This window comes from Sphingomonas xinjiangensis (genome assembly GCF_014199255.1).
Classification (GTDB): domain Bacteria; phylum Pseudomonadota; class Alphaproteobacteria; order Sphingomonadales; family Sphingomonadaceae; genus Sphingomonas; species Sphingomonas xinjiangensis.
Genome location: NZ_JACIJF010000011.1, coordinates 67,100 through 82,702, shown reverse-complemented (window position 1 = coordinate 82,702; position 15,603 = coordinate 67,100). Strand labels below are relative to the sequence as shown.

Here is a 15,603-nt window from a genome sequence, read left to right as displayed (position 1 = left end):
TGGCCACGCACCCGTAGCTCAGCTGGATAGAGCGCTGCCCTCCGAAGGCAGAGGCCACAAGTTCGAATCTTGTCGGGTGCGCCAGCTCTCTTCGCGGCACGGAGTTGTCATGGCCGGTCCAGCGATGATCGAGATTGCCTCCGACCGGCTCCGCGCCACGCTCAACCCGTTCGGGGCGGAGCTTACCCATCTGCAAGACGCGCAGGGCCGCGAATTGATGACCGATGCCGATCCGGCGTTCTGGACCGGGCATGCGCCGCTGCTGTTTCCGATCGTCGGGCGGCTCGCCGGCGACCGCTACCGGTTGGACGGGCGCGATTATGCCCTGCCGCAGCACGGCTTTGCGCGGCGTCAGCCTTTCGCGCTGCTCGAGCAGGAACCGCACCGCGTCGTGTTCCGCCTGACAGACAACGACGCCACCCGCGGGGTCTATCCGTTCCGCTTCGCCCTCGACGCGGCCTATACGCTGAGCGATGCCACGCTGGCGATCGACGTCACCGTCACCAACCGCGGCGAGCGGCCGATGCCGGCAAGCTTCGGCTTCCACCCGGCATTCGCCTGGCCGCTGCCGTTCGGGCGTCCGCGCGAGTCGCACCGCATCCTGTTCGACCGGCCCGAGCCTGCTGGCCTGGTCGCGATCATGTCCGGGGGGCTGACCGGCCCGGAGCCGTTGCCGTCGCCGCTCGAGGGTCGCGCCTTACCGCTCAGCGACGATCGATTCACGCACGACGCGCTGGTGTGGGACACGCTCGCCAGCAACCGCCTGCGCTATGACGGCGGCAGCGGCCCGGGGCTGGAGATCGGCTTTGCCGGCATGCCCAGGCTCGGCATCTGGACCAAGCCCGGCGCGCGCTTCGTCTGCGTCGAACCCTGGCATGGCATCGCCGACCCACAGGGCTTCGCCGGCGAGATCTGGGACAAGCCCGGCATGCTGCGCTTCGAACCCGGCGACGCGCGCACCTTCAGTATGCAAGTGACGCTGGCGGACTGAGTTCCGCCAGCGCTTCGCCAGCCCTTAAGGCTGCGTCGCCAGCAAATAGGTCTGACGCAGCGTGTCGATCGGCTTCAGCTTGCCGTCGACCTCATGATGCCAATAGGTCCAGCCATTGCACGACGGCGCGCCTTGCAGCGCCGCGCCCAGCTTGTGGATCGACCCTGCGTTGTCACCGCAGCGGAGCGACCCGTCCGCACCCACCACCGCGACATGCTTGCGCTTGGCATCGGTCAGCACCGCGCCCGGCATCAGATAGCCATTCTCCACCAGCTGGCCGAACGCGACCCGCGGCGCGGCCTTGGGCGCCTGCATCGTCTTCAGCTGCGATTCGTCGAGCGGCAGCGCTGCGGCGATCCGCTCCATCGCCGCGTCGACATAGTCCAGCTCGCGCTCGATGCCGATCCAGTGCCGCCCCAGCCGCTTGGCGACAGCACCGGTGGTGCCGGTGCCGAAGAACGGATCGAGCACCACGTCGCCGGGCTTGGTCGACGCCAGCAGGATGCGGTACAGCAGCGCCTCGGGCTTCTGGGTGGGATGGACCTTGTGCCCATCCTTCTTCAGCCGCTCCTGCCCGCCGCAGATCGGGAATTCCCAATCGGATCGCATCTGCAGCTCGTCGTTCAGCGTCTTCATGCTGCGATAGTTGAAGGTGTATTTCGCCTTCTCGCCACTCGACGCCCAGATCAGCGTTTCATGCGCGTTGGTGAAGCGCGTGCCCTTGAAATTGGGCATCGGATTGGCCTTGCGCCAGATGATGTCGTTCAGGATCCAAAAGCCCAGATCCTGGATCGCCGATCCCACCTTGAAGATGTTGTGATAGCTGCCGATCACCCAGATCGTGCCGTCATCCTTCAGGATGCGCCGCGCCTCGGCCAGCCATTCGCGCGTGAACCGGTCATACACCGCCAGGCTGTCGAACTTGTCCCAATGGTCGGTGACCGCGTCGACATGGCTGCCATCAGGGCGATTCAAGTCGCCGCCCAGCTGCAGATTATAGGGCGGATCGGCAAAGATGCAGTCGACCGACTTGGCCGGCAGCGAGCGCATCGCCGCGATGCAATCCCCCATCAGGATCTGGTCGAGCGGAAGCTCCGCCGGCGCCGCGGGAGCAGCCGCACGGCTCCGCGTCCTGACCTTCTCCAAAACCCCCATGTCGTCCCGCTCCCCTTGCCCAGTCGCGCGTTGTGATCGGGCACGGACTCCGCCGTCAACCAAACTTTGGTTAACCTGAAAGCCTGCACGCACCGGCAGATGTTGGAACATTTCGGCACTTGGTCAGATGTTGAGTCAAGAAGTTATCCACAGGCACAAGCGCTGGTGGTGTGACTCAAAAGACTCACCCGCAGGAGTTATCCACAGGCAGCGGGGCGATCACGAAGGACCGGCCGGGCCGCATGGTCCACGGAATGGTCGACACGCTTTTCCTGGCTTTGCCCACATGCTTATCCACATTTCGTACGCTTATGGACCGAATCACGCGCCGAATCGGTTGAGGGTGTGGATCCTGGAGGAAGCCATGCTCGAACACGTTCCCCATTGGCTCGGCAGCGCATTGAAGAACCTGCGCGCCGGCCCGGAAAAACTGGCGATCGCCCATCCCGAACTCGGAAGCTTCGAATCGCTCGATCTTGCGAGCACGGCGTTCGCCAACGGCGCGCGCATACCCGAGCGGTTCACCGCCGATGGCGAAGGCATTTCGCCGCCGCTGTTCTGGACCGGGGTGCCCGAAGGCACCGAGCGGCTGGCGCTGCTGGTCGAGGACCCCGATGCGCCCGCGCCGCAGCCGCTGGTGCATGCCGTCGTCTGGAACCTGCCCCCGCATGAGGGTCAGTTGAAGGAAGGCGCTATCCGCGCCGATGGCGAGGGTAGCATTCGCGGCAGCGATGTCGGCCGCAACAGCTATCTCGGCGAAGGCTGGCTGCCACCCGATCCGCCCACCGGGCATGGGCCGCATTACTACGCTTTCCAGTTGTTCGCGCTCGGGCCGGGTCCCGATCTGGCGACCAACCCGGGTCGCGGCGCGATGATCGAAGCGATGGCTGGACGCGTGCTCGCCGCCGGCCTGCTCACCGGCACGTATTCGCGCGGCGAAGCGGCGCCGACCGGTCTTGTCGGAGCAGCGGCGCCGGCGTGAGGCTGGTGATTCCTCCCCCGCCAGGGGGAGGTGGCGCTGAAAGCGACGGAGGGGGAGGTAAGCGGCTCACTTGTGGCTGGTCTCCTCCCCCTGCGTCATGCTGCGCATGCCACCTCCCCCTTGCGGGGGAGGATTGCCGCAACGCAAGCAGGTGAAGGTTTCTCGAGCACGCGGGCAGCTTGAGCCCGCGCCAAAGCTCACCCGTTCACCACCGTCCCGCCATTGGGATGCAGCACCTGGCCCGACATGTAGCTCGAATCCTCGCACCCCAGGAACAGAAAGGCCGGCGCCACTTCGTTGGGCTGCCCGGGACGGCCCATCGGCACGTCCTCGCCGAAATTCTCCAGCTTGTCCGGGCTCGCCCCGCCCATCGGGTTAAGCGGCGTCCAGATCGGCCCGGGCGCGACGGCGTTCACGCGGATGCCTTTCTTGACCAGGTTCATCGACAAGCTGCGGGTAAAGGCAGTGATCGCGCCCTTGGTCGAGCTATAGTCGAGCAATTCGGGCTCGCCCTGATACATGGTGACCGACGTGCAGTTCACGATCGCCGCGCCTTCCTTCAGATGCGGCATCGCGGCCTGCACCATGAAGAACTGCCCGAAGATGTTGGTCTGAAAGGTGCGCTTGAGCTGCGCTTCGGTGATGTCGGTGATGTCCTTGTCGGGGTGCTGCTCGCCGGCATTGTTTACAAGCACGTCGATGCGCCCGAACTTCTCGATCACCTGCGCCACCGCGCCTTCGCAGAAACCCTTGTCGCCGACGTCGCCGGCGATGGTCAGCGCCTCGCGGCCCTCGCCGCGGACGATGTCGGCGGTCATCCGCGCGTCGTCATGCTCGCACAGATACAGAATAGCGACATGCGCGCCTTCGCGGGCATAAAGCGCCGCGACTGCGCGGCCGATGCCGCTATCGGCGCCGGTGACGATGGCAACCTTGTCCTGAAGCCGGCCTGAGCCGGGATAGCGCGGTTCCCACTCCGGCTTGGGTTCGAGGGCGCTCTCATGTCCAGGCAGCGCATCCTCGTGGATCATCTCGATCGTCTCGGTCTCACGCATCGGCTCACTCCTGAAGGGGTTTGCTCGAGAGAACCGGCGCGGAACGCCCGTGGTTCCGCAGAGTAACCTGCGTGGTGAAGCAGGGGTCAGCTCAGCAAGGGCGCACCTTGGGTGGCGGTGGCTAGGATGGTCACGGCGGTAAGGCCGAACGATACGGCGCCGATCATCAGGCTGCGCAGCATGGCGATGTCTCCCTTGATCTGATCAGGCGATCGGAATGACGGGGGTCGAGAAGACCACCAGCGCGACGGAGAAGAAGAGGGCGCCGAAAGCGGCAACCGGGCGATGGAGCGAGTCGAGGCGTGCGGTCATGGTGAAACTCCCTGGGTCTTCGGCTATCCGAACCATTCGGCTGCCGATGCCACATACTTTGCAGGGAGCGTGCCAACCGGCTAAGTCATTGAAGTCGCGATGATCGTGTTTCAGCCAGCTTTAACATTGGCGTTAATCGCGCTGAGACTTGGTGATTTGCACCACTTTATCGCGCGACCGGAGCGGTCATTGCGCTCAGCCCATGAACAGCCGGTTCCGGCCCGCTGATTTCGCCGCGTACAATAGCCGGTCGGCGCGATGAAAGGCGGTGCCGAGCAGTTCGTCATTGTCGGCATGCGTCAGCCCCGCCGAAAAAGTGATCGCGCCAAGCGGGGCGTCGCTCTCGCGAAGCCGATACCGCTTGGTCGAAACCATCACGAGCGCCGCTTCCATCAGCTTGCGCGCGTCTTTCACGCCCACGCCGGTGAACAGGATCGCGAACTCCTCGCCGCCATAGCGCGCCACCAGATGCTGCGGGCAGCTCTGGCACAACGCCTCGCCGATCGCCTTGAGCACGCGATCGCCCACGGCATGGCCGAACCGGTCATTGACCGACTTGAAATGGTCGACGTCGCACACTGCGACGCACAGCGTAGCGCCGGCCGCCGCCTGCGCGGCATAGGCTTCTTCGAACGCCCGGCGGTTAGGAAGGTCGGTCAGTGGATCGCGGCGGGCATTGTCACGCGCTTCTTCCAGCTTTTCGCGCAGTTCGCTGGCTTCGCGGGTAACGGTTTCCAGCCGGGCCTCGGCCGTGCGAACGCGCGCGATCATGGTGGCGGTGATTTGCGCGAGTTGGGCCGCCGCGATGCTGCCCGCGTCGCGATCCGTGGATCGGGACATCGCCGCCGCGCTTTCGGCCAGGTCGCGGCCGAAATCAGCCGTCTCTGCACGCATCGCGATCACCATGTCGGCGAATCCTTCAACCTGCATCTGAGTCTGCGCGACCAGCCCGTCCACCTTCTTTGCCGCTCCGGGCTTGCCGAGCGCTTGAACCTCCAGGTTCATCGCATCCACTTCGGGCTGGGTCAGTCGCACTCCGCCATCGGTGAGTGCCTCCACGGCACGTGCCACCGGGCTCTTGGGCTCGCTGATCAGATAATAAGCGAAGGCGTAGTTGTGGGGCGTGGCGTCCAGCCGGTGATCGCACAGGAATGCTCCTATGCGGTCAAACAGGCTGGCGGTCTCCGCTTCCTCGGTCCTTTGCACGGCCATCGCTCTGGCCATAGTTCGAAACCCCTACCGTATACCGGCTTCTTTGCGGTCCCGACCGCATATCTCTCTTGCTTGGCGTGATAGCCTGCAATCGCTAAAATCTGGTGAGCGGCCGCCTGCGGGTTGTTGCAGGCAATCAGCGGCGCTGCTGGCGAAACTTGCGGACCGCCTCCAGCGTCAGCCGCACATGGCCGGCCGGGTTCATGTCGTTATGCGCGAACAGGATGCGCCCATTGGGGGCGATGACATAGCTGGTGCGCGTCGTGAGGGCGGATCCGCTGCCGCCGGGCTTCTTGAGCAGTACGTCATAGCCGCGAATCACCTGCGGGCTCGCCGCCGCCACCGCGAACTTGCCCGCGCAATGTTCGGCGGAGAATTTCTGCAACTGGTCGACATTGCCCGCGGTCATGCCGATCACCGTCGCACCCGCCTTGGTGAAGTCGGGCAGCGCCTCGGCAAAGGCGTGCGCTTCGGCATTGCACCCTCCGGTATAGGCGGCGGGGAAGAAATACAGCACCACAGGGCCCTTCTTCAGCGCAGCCGCCAGATGGATGCTGGTCGGTTTGCCGGCAACCGCGCCATTGGCGCTGAAATCGGGCGCGGTCGCGCCGGGTGCGAGCGCGGCCTCGATCGGCACGGACAAGGGGAGCAGAAGAGCGGCGAGCAGCAGGCGCGTGCGCATAAATAGAGTCTCCTTGGGCCGATCTTATCGAGTCAGTGCGATGCCGATCCTGGCATGCGTATCGCTGCGGCGATAGTCGTCCAGCGTTTCTGCATGCCCGGCAAAGGCCTGGCCGAACAGGTAGAAGCCGATCCCGCCGCCCAGCCGGGCCAGCGGATAGGACGCGAACAGCTCGGCCGAGGCCTTGCCGGTTTCGACATTGCCGCGCCCGGTCAGCGACAGCTTGAAACCGTCCTTTTGCTGGATCGACGCACTCAGCGAGGTGTAGCCATAATAATCCGGCACATCCTGCGCGGCGCGCTGCGGGCCGACATAGAACCACGCCATTGGCGCCACATCCAGCCGCCAGTCGCCGCCCAGGTCGAACTGCTTCTCCACCCGCGCGAAGATGCGGTTGAGGTCCACCGAGTCCGGATCGCCGCGCCCGTTCGAATCGTGCCGCCAGCCGATCGCCACGCGCGTTGTGTCGTCCAGCGCGCTGTCGGCATAGACTTCGGGGCTGTAGATGGTGGAGCGGAAGGGCCCCGACGGCTCCTCGATCGCCCAGAACATCGTCTGGGTATAAGCGAAGCGCAGATTGCCCAGCTTGGCCGGCGCATCCTCGGCAAAGGGGCGGAAGCCCAGGCTGAGCTGAAGCTTGGCCCCCGAATCGCCAAAGCCGAACGCGCCATAAACCGGCTCGTGCGGCTCGAACCGATCGGCGAACGCCGACGAAGAACCGGTCGAGCTCTGCACCACCGTCTCGCCGTCCGGCAGTGTCGCAGCGGGATGTTGGCCCGATGGCGGGACGACCACCGACGCGACGCTCACCGGGATATAGCGCACCTTGGCAAAGGCTCTCGGGGCGATCGTGCGGGTGGGCCCGGGCGCGCGCTCGAGCACCAGGCGGCTCCCGTCCGCCGCGGTGACTTCCAGCTGGCGCGGGCCGGCGTCGCTGACCGGTGTGGCGGTCTCGTTGAGGAGGAACACTTCCACCCCGCGCAGTGCCGCCTGCTCGGACTCGGGCTGCGCCGGCACGGCACGCACCTGGGCAAGGGCAGGGGTTGTGGCAATCAGGCCGGCAAGGACAAGCATCGGGCGCATCGCCGCAAGGACTGGCAGCGCTTTGTGACCTTGGCGAGTCAAAATCGGCTGGCTAGGGCAGGGACATGCCCGTGACTCAAACCGACATCGCCCTCGCCAACCGCCTCGCCGATGCGGCCGGCGCGGCGATCCGCCCCCGTTTCCGCGCCGAACATGGCCTGGAGGCCAAGGAGGATCAGTCCCCCGTCACCCTCGCCGATCGCGAGGCTGAAGAGGCGATGCGCAAACTTATCATCGCTGAACGGCCCATGGATGGCATCATCGGCGAGGAATTCGGCGTCCGCGAAGGCACCAGCGCGCGGCAATGGGTGCTGGATCCCATCGACGGCACCCGTGCCTTCATCTCCGGCCGCGCAACGTTTGGCACCTTGATCGCCTTGATCGAAGACGGCTGGCCGCTGCTCGGAATCATCGACCAGCCGATCATCGGCGAACGCTGGCTCGGAGTCATGGGCCGCCCGACTCTGTTCAACGGCAAGCCGGCGACCACGCGCCGCTGCCGCGAGCTGAACCAGGCGATCCTCGGCACCACCTCGCCCGCGCTATTCACCGACGACCAGCTCCACGCCTTCGAGCATCTCGACGCCGAAGTGATGAGCACGGTGCTCGGCGGTGACTGCTATGCCTATGGTTGCGTCGCCAGCGGCTGGATGGACGTGGTGGTCGAAGCCGGGCTCAAGCTCCACGATTTCGCCGCGCTGGTGCCGGTGGTGGAAGGTGCCGGAGGCCGTATGTGCGACTGGCAGGGCGACCCGCTGCATGCCGGCAGCAACGGCGAAGTGATCGCGGCAGGCGATCCGGCGCGGGTGGAAGAGATATTGGAAGCGCTCGCCTGCCGCGGCGGGCACTGATCGCCGCCAGCCTGTCCTCGGCTCAGAAGATGCCGAGGAACTTCTTGCGCTGTTCCTTGCGCTCGCTTTTGCTGCGCTTGCCGTCCTCCGACTTTGCCGTGGTCCCCTTGCCTACATCGTCGCGGGGGCGGCCATCCTTGTCGCGCTGCGCCCGCGCGGTGGCGCCCGCGAGTACCGGACCGCAGGCCGCGCCCTTGGCGTCGCCTGGATCCACAAACGCCACCACCGCTGCGACTGGGCTGGCAACGACGGCCAGGCCCAGGCCCACGCCCGCCCGCGCCAGCAATTCGGGCGTGATCACGTTGATCGAAGGTTGCGAGAAATAGCCGCCGATCCCGACGGGAGACTGGCCTGCGAACAGGCTGAACTTCTTGCTGTCGGCGCGGAAGGCGAGATCCAGCGTCTCGTTCTTGAACGAAAAGCCGCCGCGCCCCAGCATCACGTTCTTGCTGGTGTCGATTAGGATCGGATCGGCCGCCGCCACGCCGTTGCGCACGGTGAAGCCCAGCAGCCCGCAATTGATCTGCACCGGCTCCTTCAGCTTCTTCTCGAACATCTTCTGCACGAACGTGCCGACGTCGATTTCGGACAGCTGGATGTTGCGCGTCCAGAAGCTGCCCTTGGGCAGGATGATCGCGATACGGCCGTTCGAATTGGCCAGCGAATCGCGCACGCTGTTGCCGGTGCCGGTCATCTTCACCCGCGCCTTGACGGTGCCGCTGGTGCCCGCTTCCTCGACGCCAAATCCGGCGAGCAGCACGCCCATCGGCGTCGGCGACAGGCGGATGTCATAGTTGGTAAAGACCGGCTCGCGCCGCGCGTTGATGGTGATGTCCGAATGGACGGTCCCGCGCGCCAGGCTGAAATTCAGCGGGCTCAGCTTCAGCAGCCGGTTGTCGAGGCTGAGGCCCAGCTCGATGTTCGACATTGGCAGCTTGTTCGCACGGACGCGGGCCACGTTCCACTTCACCCGAGCGTCGAAATTCTTGAGCGCTTCGATACGCAGCGGCGCGTCGGGCAGGATGCGCGGGGCGCCGCCGACCTGCTGGATGGTGCCCGAACCGCCCTTCGCCTCGATCAGGTCGGGATTGTAGCCGATGAACGGCGCGGCATCGATGATGTCGAGCGTGCGCGTGGCGAGGTCCGCGGTCAGCAGCAAACGCGGCTCGGTCATCTTGACGGTAAAGCGCCCGCGAAGGTCGCTGTCGCCAAAGCGGCCGCGCATGCCGGTGAAGCGCCACTCGTCGCCGCGCTTGGTCAGCGCAGAGGTCATGCCGTAGCGGCGCGTGTCCGGCACGGCGATGCCGAACATCAGGAAGATGTCGGCAAGGTTGCGCCCGCGCATGCGCATGCGCAGGTCGGCGCCTTCGATTTCCGTGGCGCCCGGCAGGGTGCCGGAGATGGCGACGCTGGTGCGTACCGCCTCGGCATGAAGCTGAAGCTTGTTCTCGCCGCCAGCCACCGTTTCGTTGGGCGACAGCAGCGATCCCGACATGGTGAAGCGAGTGCCGTGCGCGGTGCCGTTGCCGTCAAAGCGGATGCTGTTGTCCACGCGCGTGTCGCGGGCTTCCACTGTGTGGACGCGGATCGCGGCTTCGATCCGCATCCGGGGATCGAGATAGCGCAACTGCGTACCCTGGACGATGCCGCGCCGGATCGCCGGCAGCTCGAACGGATCGCCGCCTTCCTTGCCCGATTTGAACGTCCAGGTGTTGCGCCGCCCGGCCTTGTCCCATTGCAGGTCGAAGCGGCCGTCCTGCAGGCTTAGCCAGTTGAACCGGTATTTGTGAGTGACCAGACTCCAGGTCGAAATGCGACTGTCGACTAGCGCTGCCGACAAGAAGTTGCCGCTGCCCGCCCAGGCAGGATTGGACACCGTGATTCGCTGGGCCAGGAACTTGACGTTGATCGGCGCGAAATAGAGCTGGAAGTCGCCCGCGACCTTCACCTCGCGCCCGCTCTGCGCCGATGCGATGCGTTCAAACGTGTGCTTGAGAAAGCGGCCCTTGCTGACGAACAGGATCGTCCAGGCGAGCACCAGCAGGCCGAGTACCGTTGCCAGCACCGAAAGGACCGACGCCAGGGGCGTGCCCATCGCCCGGCGCGACCGTCCCGACGCCGCAACCGGGGCCGGGGCAGCAGGGTCCGCGCTCAAGGATGGATCGACGTCAGCCATTCAGGGCGTAAATCCCGTAACGCAGGTGAGTTCCGACACTGGTTGCATTGCGGCGCACGCTCGGTTATGCGCCCGCCTTTCCGCGATCGAGGGACCGCCCGGCTATCAAGGGCTGCCGTGGCTGTCTGCAATCGTCGAACCAAAAGGAGACGAAAATGCCCAAGCTCAAGACGAAGAGCGGCGTAAAGAAGCGCTTCAAGTTCACCGCCACTGGCAAGGTGAAGCATGGAGTCGCCGGCAAGCGCCACCGACTGATTTCGCACAACGCGAAGTATATCCGTACCAATCGCGGCACTTCCGTGCTGGCCGATGCTGACGTCGCGCGCGTTGTCGCGTGGGCGCCGTACGGCCTGAAGTAAGGGAGGCCTGACACATGGCACGCGTAAAACGGGGTGTTACCACCCGCGCCAAGCACAAGAACATCCTGGAACAGGCGAAGGGCTATCGTGGCCGTCGCAAGAACACCATCCGCATCGCGCGGCAGGCCGTCGAAAAGGCCGGCCAGTACGCGTATCGCGACCGCAAGGTTAAGAAGCGGACGTTCCGTGGTCTCTGGATCCAGCGCATCAACGCCGGCGTCCGCGCCGAAGGCCTGACCTATTCGCAGTTCATGCACGGGCTCAAGCTCGCCGGCATCGAACTCGACCGGAAGGTCCTGGCCGACATCGCAATGCACGAAGGTGAAGCGTTTAGCGCCATCGTCGCGCAGGCGAAGGCGGCACTGCCCCAGGCCGCCTGAAGCGATCTGTAGCAGGTAGCGAATAAAGGGGCGTCGGTGGCAACACCGGCGCCCTTTTGGTTCGGGATGGGCAATCCTCCCCCGCCAGGGGGAGGCGACGGAGGGAGCGGAATCCCCGAGGCAGGTTGGTCGCTTACTTGCCCTTCGTCACGCTCCGCCTGCCACCTCCCCCTGGCCGGCCGGGGAGGGTGAGGCGAATGGTTGATCTGAGTTGGAACGAAGGTAGCGCGAATGGCACTCCACACCTGGTGGCTCTACGTTACGGCCGTGTTCCTGATCGCCGGCACCCCCGGCCCCAACATGCTCCACGTCATGGTGCAGAGCATCCACCACGGGCCGCGCCGGGCGATGTTCTCCATGGCCGGGCTGATGAGCGCGGTATTGCTGTGCCTGCTCGCCTCCGCCATGGGTCTGGGCGCGTTGCTGAAGGCGTCGCCGCGGGTGTTCGACGTGCTGCGCTATGCCGGGGCCGCTTATCTTTTGTGGTTGGGCATCAAGGCGTGGCGGGCACCGGTGAGCGCCCCGGCGGACGCCGATCCGCATACGCGTCCCCGTGCCGGCGCGCTCTACGCCGCCGCGCTCGGCACCGGATTGTCGAATCCCAAGCTGATCATCTTTGCCGCCGCGTTGTTCCCGCAGTTCCTTGAGGTGAACCGCCCCTTCTGGGTCCAGTTGGCCATCCTGGTGATCAGCTTTGCGGTGATCGAGGGCGGCTGGTACGTCACCTACGCGCTTGGCGGGCGCTCGCTGGCGCGCTGGCTTGCACCCGCGCATCGCCAGCGCAGGTTCAACCGCGCGACCGGTGCCATGTTCATCGGCTTTGGCGGTGTGCTGCTGGCAAGCCGGGTATAGGGTTGACGCGACGCCGCGACTGGGGTTCGGCCCTTCACGACATAACGAACGGAATGCGATGACCACCGACCTAGACCAACTTCGCCAGAACCTGGTCGCGTCGATCGACGCGGCGACGGGACTCGACGCGCTGGAGGCGATCCGCGTCCAAGCACTGGGCAAGCAGGGCGCCATCACAGGGCTGCTCAAGACGCTGGGCGGGATGAGTCCCGATGAGCGTCAGGCGCAGGGCCCGCGCATCCATGGGCTGCGTGAGGCGGTCACGGGTGCCTTGGCTGCGCGCAAGGACGCGCTCGAAAAGGCGGCGCTCGACGCACGGCTCGCGGGCGAAAAGCTCGACATGACGCTGCCGGTCGATGGCGTGCCTGCGGGCAGTGTCCACCCGGTCAGTCAGGTGATGGACGAACTGGCGGAGATCTTCGCCGATCTGGGCTTCGCGGTGGCGAGCGGGCCCGAGATCGAGGACGACTGGCACAATTTCACAGCGCTTAACATTCCCGAGACGCACCCCGCCCGGGCGATGCACGACACCTTCTACCTCGCTGGCGAGCACGAACGGCCGATGGTGCTGCGCACTCACACCAGTCCGGTGCAGATCCGTACGATGATGGCGAACAAGCCGCCGATCCGCATCATCGCGCCGGGCCGCGTCTATCGCTCCGACAGCGACGCGACCCACACGCCGATGTTCCACCAGATCGAAGGCTTGGTGATCGACAAGGGCATTACGCTCGGTCATCTCAAATGGACGCTGGAGACCTTCCTCAAGGCGTTTTTTGAGCGCGACGACATCGTGCTCCGCCTGCGCCCCAGCTATTTTCCATTCACCGAGCCCAGCGCCGAAGTGGACGTCGGCTTCACCTGGACCAATGGCAAGCGCGTGATCGGCGGCAGCGGCGACGCGGCGGGCGGCGGCTGGATGGAAGTGCTCGGCTCCGGCATGGTCCACCGCAAGGTGATCGAGGCCGCCGGGCTGGACCCCACTGAATGGCAGGGCTTCGCCTTCGGCACCGGCGTCGACCGGCTGGCGATGCTCAAATACGGGATGGACGATTTGCGGCCCTTCTTCGACGGCGATCTGCGCTGGCTCAAGCATTACGGCTTCTCGGCGCTCGACGTGCCCACGCTGAGCGGGGGAGTGGGCGCATGAAGTTCACCCTGGGCTGGCTCAAGGAGCATCTGGAAACCGATGCCTCGCTGACCGAAGTCGTCGAGGCGCTGACTCGCGTCGGGCTGGAAGTCGAAGGCGTCGAGAACCCGGCCGAGCGGCTGACTGGCTTCCGCGTCGCGCGGGTGCTGACGGCCGAGCGTCATCCGCAGGCCGACAAGCTCCAGGTGCTGAGCGTCGATACCGGCGACGGCGCACCGCTTCAGGTGGTGTGCGGCGCGCCCAATGCGCGCGCCGGGCTTGTCGGCGTGCTCGGGCTTCCGGGCGCAACGGTGCCAGCCAACGGCATGCAGCTGAAGATCTCGGCCATTCGTGGCGTCGAATCCAACGGCATGATGTGTTCGACGCGCGAGCTCGAGCTCGGCGAGGACCATGACGGCATCATCGAACTACCCCAGGACGCACCAGTCGGCACGGCGTTCGCCGATTATGCCCAGCTGGGCGACCCCGTCATCCACGTGTCGATCACCCCGAATCGCCAGGACTGCATGGGCGTGCGCGGCATCGCTCGCGATCTCGCCGCGGCCGGCCTGGGGACGCTCAAGCCACTGATGGTCGCACCCGTGGAAGGTGAAGGCCCCGGTCCCGATGTGCGCACGCAGGACGAAGGCTGCCCCGCCTTCTTCGCACAGGGCGTGTCGGGCGTCACCAATGGCGAATCGCCCGAATGGATGCGCCGCCGCCTCCTCGCGATCGGGCAGAAGCCGATCTCCACGCTGGTCGACATCACCAATTATGTGATGATCGATCTCGGCCGTCCGCTGCACGTCTATGACCGCGCTTCGCTGAACGGCGGGCTGGTCGCACGCAAGGCCAGGGCCGGTGAGCAGGTGCTGGCGCTGAACGGCAAGACCTACACGCTCGACGAGAGCATGACGGTGATCGCCGACGACGAGACCGTCCACGACATTGGCGGCGTCATGGGCGGCGAGCATTCGAGCGTGCAGCCAACCACCACCGATGTGCTGATCGAATGCGCCTATTTCGAGCCCGAGCATATCGCCCGCACCGGGCAGAAGCTCCAACTGACCAGCGACGCGCGCCAGCGCTTCGAGCGCGGCGTCGATCCCGCCTTCCTCGAAGACGGCCTCGCCATCGCCACCCGCATGGTGCTCGACCTGTGCGGCGGTACCGCCAGCGGCATCACCCATGCCGGCCAGCCGCCGGTCGCGACCCGCACTATCGGCTATGACCCCACGCTCGCCGAGACGCTGGGTGGCCTCGCCATCCCGGCGGAGCGCCAGCGCGATATCCTGGTGCGGCTGGGCTTTTCGGTCGATGAAAACTGGCAGGTGGTGGTGCCGACCTGGCGCCGGGACGTCGACGGCCCCGCCGACCTGGTTGAGGAAGTGATCCGCATCGAGGGTATCGACCATGTCCCCTCCACGCCGCTGGAGCGCACGCCCGGCGTCGCTCGTCCCACGGCCACGCCCGAACAGAAGCTGGAGCGCAAGCTGCGCCGCACGGCGGCGGCACGCGGGCTGAACGAAGCGGTGACCTGGAGCTTCATCTCCGAAACGCAGGCGGCGGTATTCGGCGGCGGCGCCTGGAGCCTGGCGAACCCGATCAGCGAGGACATGAAGGTCATGCGCCCTTCGCTGCTGCCCGGCCTGCTCGCGGCAGCCGAGCGCAACCTCAAGCGCGGCGCCACTAGCGTCCGGCTCTTCGAGATCGGCCGGCGCTATCTGGCCGACAAGGAGCGGCTGACGCTCGGCGTCGTCCTCGCCGGCAGCCGCACCCCGCGCGGCTGGCAGGCCGGCAAGGCGCAGGGCTTCGGTGCGTTCGATGCCAAGGCCGAAGCGCTTGCCCTGCTCGAAGCCGCCGGGGCGCCGGTCGCAAACCTCCAGGTCATGGGTGAAGCAGGCGAAGCTTATCATCCCGGCCAGTCGGCGACCCTGCGGCTTGGACCAAAGACCGTGCTAGCCGCGTTCGGCGCGGTGCATCCCAGCGTCGCCAAGGCGTTCGACCTGTCGGGTGATGTCGTTGCGGTCGAACTCTATCTCGATGCGCTGCCCGCCAAGCGGGGATCGGGCTTCATGCGCCCGGCCTACACCCCCCCCGCGCTTCAGGCGGTCACCCGCGACTTCGCCTTCCTGGTGCCCGACACATTGGTCGCCGGCGACCTGGTCCGCACGGTGAAGGGTGCCGACAAGGGCGTGATCACTGACGCGCGCCTGTTCGATCTGTTCGTCGGCCAGGGCGTGCCCGAGGGGCAGAAGTCGCTGGCGGTCGAGATCACCCTGCAACCGGGCGAAAAGAGCTTCACCGACGCCGATATCAAGGCCGTGGCCGATAAGGTCGTGGCCGCGGCGGCGAAGCTCGGCGCGACGCTGCGAGGCTGAGGG

Annotated in this window: 14 protein-coding genes and 1 tRNA gene; 9 read left to right on the top strand and 6 right to left on the bottom strand. The window is 66.0% G+C overall.

Annotation, left to right across the window (positions count from 1 at the left end):
- Window positions 1–7 precede the first annotated feature (7 nt).
- Window positions 8–84, top strand: a tRNA-Arg gene (locus tag FHT02_RS15880).
- 25 nt (window positions 85–109) lie between these two features.
- A complete protein-coding gene (locus FHT02_RS15875) occupies window positions 110–991 on the top strand; it encodes an aldose 1-epimerase family protein (protein WP_184089805.1) in 882 nt (293 codons plus the stop codon).
- 24 nt (window positions 992–1,015) lie between these two features.
- Here FHT02_RS15875 and FHT02_RS15870 read toward each other — a convergent pair whose 3' ends face one another.
- Window positions 1,016–2,146, bottom strand: coding sequence for a site-specific DNA-methyltransferase (locus tag FHT02_RS15870; protein WP_184089802.1), 1,131 nt, complete (start codon window positions 2,144–2,146; stop codon window positions 1,016–1,018).
- 364 nt (window positions 2,147–2,510) lie between these two features.
- Between FHT02_RS15870 and FHT02_RS15865 the strand changes: the two genes are divergently transcribed.
- A complete protein-coding gene (locus FHT02_RS15865) occupies window positions 2,511–3,128 on the top strand; it encodes a YbhB/YbcL family Raf kinase inhibitor-like protein (protein WP_184089801.1) in 618 nt (205 codons plus the stop codon).
- A 197-nt stretch (window positions 3,129–3,325) separates the two neighbouring features.
- Here FHT02_RS15865 and FHT02_RS15860 read toward each other — a convergent pair whose 3' ends face one another.
- From FHT02_RS15860 to FHT02_RS15845, 4 genes are all read right to left on the bottom strand, one after another.
- Window positions 3,326–4,183: an SDR family oxidoreductase gene (locus tag FHT02_RS15860; RefSeq protein ID WP_184089798.1), complete on the bottom strand. Its 858-nt coding sequence runs from the start codon at window positions 4,181–4,183 to the stop codon at window positions 3,326–3,328.
- 507 nt (window positions 4,184–4,690) lie between these two features.
- Complete coding sequence (locus FHT02_RS15855) at window positions 4,691–5,707, bottom strand: GGDEF domain-containing protein (RefSeq protein ID WP_246352454.1); 1,017 nt, start codon at window positions 5,705–5,707, stop codon at window positions 4,691–4,693.
- A 136-nt stretch (window positions 5,708–5,843) separates the two neighbouring features.
- Window positions 5,844–6,389, bottom strand: coding sequence for a peroxiredoxin (locus FHT02_RS15850; protein WP_184089792.1), 546 nt, complete (start codon window positions 6,387–6,389; stop codon window positions 5,844–5,846).
- 24 nt (window positions 6,390–6,413) lie between these two features.
- Window positions 6,414–7,472, bottom strand: coding sequence for a phospholipase A (locus tag FHT02_RS15845; protein WP_246352453.1), 1,059 nt, complete (start codon window positions 7,470–7,472; stop codon window positions 6,414–6,416).
- Between the two features lie 65 nt (window positions 7,473–7,537).
- On the opposite strand from FHT02_RS15845, the gene hisN reads away from it, so the two are divergent.
- Window positions 7,538–8,323, top strand: coding sequence for a histidinol-phosphatase (gene hisN, locus FHT02_RS15840; protein ID WP_184089789.1), 786 nt, complete (start codon window positions 7,538–7,540; stop codon window positions 8,321–8,323).
- 22 nt (window positions 8,324–8,345) lie between these two features.
- On the opposite strand, the gene FHT02_RS15835 is transcribed toward hisN, so the two are convergent.
- The gene (locus tag FHT02_RS15835) at window positions 8,346–10,499 is read right to left on the bottom strand and encodes an AsmA family protein (protein WP_184089786.1); all 2,154 of its coding nucleotides are present in this window, start codon (window positions 10,497–10,499) and stop codon (window positions 8,346–8,348) included.
- A 155-nt stretch (window positions 10,500–10,654) separates the two neighbouring features.
- On the opposite strand from FHT02_RS15835, the gene rpmI reads away from it, so the two are divergent.
- From rpmI to pheT, 5 genes are all read left to right on the top strand, one after another.
- Entirely contained in the window at window positions 10,655–10,858 is a 204-nt protein-coding gene (gene rpmI, locus FHT02_RS15830) for a 50S ribosomal protein L35 (protein WP_184089783.1), read from the top strand.
- A gap of 14 nt (window positions 10,859–10,872) precedes the next feature.
- Window positions 10,873–11,238, top strand: coding sequence for a 50S ribosomal protein L20 (gene rplT / locus FHT02_RS15825; RefSeq protein ID WP_029936734.1), 366 nt, complete (start codon window positions 10,873–10,875; stop codon window positions 11,236–11,238).
- 231 nt (window positions 11,239–11,469) lie between these two features.
- Window positions 11,470–12,090 (top strand): LysE family translocator, encoded by a 621-nt coding sequence (locus FHT02_RS15820; protein WP_184089780.1) that lies wholly within the window; start codon window positions 11,470–11,472, stop codon window positions 12,088–12,090.
- A gap of 58 nt (window positions 12,091–12,148) precedes the next feature.
- Window positions 12,149–13,240, top strand: a complete 1,092-nt coding sequence (gene pheS / locus FHT02_RS15815; protein WP_184089777.1) for a phenylalanine--tRNA ligase subunit alpha — start codon at window positions 12,149–12,151, stop codon at window positions 13,238–13,240.
- Window positions 13,237–15,600, top strand: coding sequence for a phenylalanine--tRNA ligase subunit beta (pheT, locus tag FHT02_RS15810; protein ID WP_184089773.1), 2,364 nt, complete (start codon window positions 13,237–13,239; stop codon window positions 15,598–15,600). The genes pheS and pheT overlap by 4 nt, the downstream gene beginning before the upstream one ends.
- Window positions 15,601–15,603 lie beyond the last annotated feature (3 nt).